The organism is Bacillus sp. LL01 (assembly GCF_001037965.1).
In genome coordinates, this window is record NZ_LFEL01000194.1 from 1 (window position 1) to 3,919 (window position 3,919).

At 41.0% G+C, this 3,919-nt stretch carries 2 protein-coding genes and 1 pseudogene; all 3 read left to right on the top strand.

Going from position 1 to position 3,919, the window contains the following annotated elements; all coding sequences use genetic code 11:
* Positions 1–153: pseudogene (locus AB685_RS30700) on the top strand (carbamoyl phosphate synthase small subunit); the annotation flags it as partial.
* Positions 154–203: 50 nt separating this feature from the next.
* Entirely contained in the window at positions 204–3,473 is a 3,270-nt protein-coding gene (carB, locus tag AB685_RS27755) for a carbamoyl-phosphate synthase large subunit (protein ID WP_047973834.1), read from the top strand.
* Positions 3,412–3,919, top strand: a 508-nt coding sequence (locus tag AB685_RS27760) for a dihydroorotate dehydrogenase (protein ID WP_047973835.1), incomplete at its 3' end; no start/stop codon positions are given. The genes carB and AB685_RS27760, both read left to right, overlap by 62 nt.

Genomic DNA, 3,919 nt, shown 5'->3' on the forward strand with positions numbered 1-3,919 from the left:
GTCAACGATGGAACAGTGGAAGGGTTAAAGCATTTAGACTATCCTGCATTTAGCGTGCAATATCATCCAGAGGCATCACCAGGACCACAAGATGCGAGTTACTTATTTGATGCATTTTTACAGATGGTTGCAACGGAAAAACAACCAGTATAACAACGTAAATGAAAGATCAATTATGGGAATTGCCGGGAGGAGAGAGTAATATGGGTAAACGTACGGATATCAATAAAATTCTAGTGATTGGGTCAGGCCCAATTGTCATTGGTCAAGCTGCAGAATTTGATTACGCAGGAACGCAAGCATGTCAAGCTCTTAAAGAAGAAGGGTATGAGGTCATTCTCATTAATTCAAATCCAGCAACGATAATGACGGATACGACAATGGCAGATCGCGTGTATATTGAACCAATTACACTTGAGTTTGTCAGTCGAATTATTCGCCAAGAACGCCCTTGCGGAATTGTTGCAACACTTGGGGGTCAAACAGGTTTGAATATGGCGATGGAGCTTGATGAATCTGGCATTCTAGACACGTACAACATCGAATTACTCGGAACCAAATTAAAAGCGATTAAACAGGCTGAGGATCGTGAGCAATTCCGCGCATTAATGAGGGAGTTGAATGAGCCTGTTCCTGATAGTGAGATTGTTCATACGCTTAAAGAAGCCCAACATTTTGTTGATGAGATAGGTTATCCAGTAATCGTTCGTCCAGCTTATACATTAGGTGGAACTGGGGGCGGAATTGTCCACAATGACGAAGAATTAGAAGAAATTGTAACGAGTGGTTTGAAGTACAGTCCCGTTACACAATGCCTGATTGAAAAAAGCATTGCTGGGTTCAAAGAAGTTGAATATGAAGTCATGCGTGATAAGTCCGACCAAGCAATTGTCGTGTGTAATATGGAAAACTTTGATCCGGTAGGTGTTCATACAGGCGACTCGATCGTTGTAGCACCTAGTCAAACATTAACCGATCGTGATTATCAAATGCTACGTAATTCATCATTGAAAATCATTCGTGCCTTAGGAATTGAAGGTGGATGTAATGTCCAGTTTGCCCTTGATGCAGATAGTGACCAATACTATATTATCGAGGTGAATCCTCGTGTCAGCCGTTCATCAGCATTAGCGTCAAAAGCAACAGGCTACCCAATTGCGAAGATGGCTGCCAAAATTGCTGTTGGTTATGCTCTAGATGAGATCCAAAATCCAGTCACCAAAACAACCTATGCTAGCTTTGAACCTGCCCTAGATTATGTAGTGTCAAAAATTCCTCGCTGGCCTTTTGATAAATTTGAAGCAGCTAATCACAAGCTAGGCACTCAAATGAAAGCAACAGGAGAGGTAATGGCGATTGGTCGTAATCTAGAAGAATCATTACTTAAAGCTGTTCGCTCTCTAGAAGCTGGATATGATCATTTAAATGATGGAGAGGTGAATGAATTAGATACAGATGCATTAAAGGTGAAAATCACGAAGCCAGATGACCAACGAATTTTTGCTTTAACAGAGCTGTTAAGAAGAGGCGTTGGGATTGATGAGTTGCATGAGTTAACTGATATTGACCGATTCTTCCWTCAAAAGCTTAAMCGCATCGTCGCAATCGAGCGTAACCTTAGTGAACATACTAACAATCTAGAAGTATTAACTGAAGCAAAAGAGAGAGGTTTCTCTGATTCTCAAATAGCAAAGCTATGGGAGACAACTGAGAGAGAAATCTATGAAACTCGTATGAATGAAAGCATCATACCAGTCTATAAAATGGTTGACACATGTGCTGCAGAATTTGAATCAGCTACGCCGTATTTTTATGGAACGTATGAAGAGGAAATGGAGTCAGTACGAACAGCTAAAAAGAGCATATTAGTGCTAGGTTCTGGTCCAATTCGAATTGGGCAAGGAATTGAGTTTGATTATGCGACTGTTCATACTGTTTGGGCGATTAAAGAGTCAGGCTATGAGGCAATCATCATGAACAATAACCCTGAAACGGTTTCAACTGATTTTAGCACATCGGATAAATTATACTTTGAACCGCTAACGGTAGAAGATGTTATGCATGTTGTCAATCACGAGCAACCAGAAGGTGTGATTGTACAATTTGGTGGTCAGACAGCAATCAATCTAGCAGATGAATTATCAGCTCGCGGAGTGAAGATCATTGGAACGTCTCTTGAAGATATGGACCGAGCCGAAGATCGTGATAAATTTGAACAAACACTTCTTGCATTAGATATTCCACAACCATTAGGGAAAACTGCGACATCAGTGGATGAAGCAGTAAAGATAGCGAACTCTATTGGCTACCCAGTATTAGTTAGACCTTCTTATGTTTTAGGGGGACGGGCTATGGAGATCGTATTTAAGGAAGAAGAGTTATTACATTATATGACGCATGCAGTCAAAATTAATCCGAAGCATCCAGTCTTAATTGATCGCTATTTAACAGGAAAAGAGCTTGAAGTTGATGCCATTTCTGATGGCGRAAATGTCTACATTCCAGGAATGATGGAACATATTGAGAGAGCAGGAGTCCATTCAGGTGACTCGATTGCAGTGTATCCTCCTCAAACCGTACCAGATCATTTAAAGCAAAAGATCATTGATCGTACGATTGCGATTGCAAGAGGATTGAGGATCGTTGGTCTACTAAACATTCAATATGTATGGCATAAAGATGAGGTGTATGTACTTGAAGTTAACCCGCGCTCAAGTCGTACCGTTCCATTTCTAAGTAAAATTACTGGAGTGTCAATGGCTAACTTAGCAACAAAAGTAATGTTAGGAAAAACGCTTCCAGAACTAGGTTATGCAACAGGCTATCACCCAGAGTCAACGGTTGTATCGGTTAAAGTTCCGGTCTTCTCCTTTGCTAAATTGCGTCGTGTAGACATTACATTAGGCCCTGAAATGAAATCAACAGGGGAAGTAATGGGACGTGATGTTACGCTTGAGAAAGCTCTATACAAAGGATTAATTGCATCTGGTATGAAAATCCCAACGCATGGTTCGGTTTTGTTTACAATTGCGGATAAGGATAAAGATGAAGCGTTAAGTTTAGTCGAGCGCTTTCACCGCATCGGTTATAACATTCTTGCTACAGCTGGAACTGCAGCGGAAATTAAAGAGCTCGGGATCCCTGTAACAACTGTGAATAAAATTGGTGAAGAAAAGCCTCACTTACTTGATGTGATCAGACAAGGACAAGCGCAGTTTGTGATCAATACATTAACTAGAGGAAAACAACCTGCACGTGATGGGTTTAGAATTCGCCGTGAGTCTGTTGAGAATGGCGTTGTTTGCTTAACGTCAATCGATACAGCGGATGCATTATTAAGTGTATTAGAATCAATCACATTCACATCAGAGAGTATGCCACAAATGGAAGCACCTAAAGGGGGAGTAATGAATGCAGAAACAAGCAATCTTCAAAATCACAAGTCAACAGTTAGTAGCGGATCGCATCTATGAACTAACCTGTGAAGGAGAGCAAGTTTTGCAAATGACAAACCCTGGTCAGTTTGTGCATATAAAAGTAGGGAATTTTAATGACATTCTGTTAAGAAGACCACTTAGTATCGGCGATGTGGACCTGAATTCAAAAACATTCAAGATGATTTACCGAGTAGAAGGTCAAGGCACGACTCGTCTTTCTAAAAAGGTAGCAGGCGAGGAAATCGACGTGTTAGGTCCGCTTGGAGTGGGATTTCCGGTCGAGGAAGCCCGACAAGGAGAAACCGCTCTCCTTGTCGGAGGTGGTATCGGAGTTCCACCTTTATACTACTTATCAAAGCAGCTTGTTGAACGTGGAGTAAATGTGATTCATGTTCTTGGCTTCCAGTCTAAAAAAGATGTATTTTACGAAGAAGAATTTTCAAAGCTTGGACCAACATATGTGACGACTGTTGATGGAACTT